The following is a 233-nucleotide window of genomic DNA, read 5'->3' as shown; positions in this document are numbered from 1 at the left end:
GGCATCATATTTGGTGGTTGGTTGTTATCCATAATTGGCATTATATTTGGCATTTGAATATTTGGCGGTATGACTTGTGGAATAACTACATTTTCTTTCGATACATTTGGTGATACTATATTCCCTACGTTTTCTTTCTTCACTTGTGGTGACACTATATTCCCTACATTTTCTTTTTTCACTTGCGGTGACACTATATTCCCTACATTTTCTTTCTTCACTTGCGGCGATAT

1 pseudogene is annotated in these 233 nt (G+C 35.6%); it reads right to left on the bottom strand.

The window, feature by feature from the left end:
- A pseudogene (locus CN409_RS31280) lies at positions 1-233 on the bottom strand (hypothetical protein); the annotation flags it as partial.

This window comes from Bacillus sp. AFS012607 (assembly GCF_002558005.1).
In the GTDB taxonomy this organism is placed as follows: Bacteria; Bacillota; Bacilli; order Bacillales; family Bacillaceae_G; genus Bacillus_A; species Bacillus_A thuringiensis_S.
This window is presented reverse-complemented; position numbering and strand designations above follow the sequence as displayed.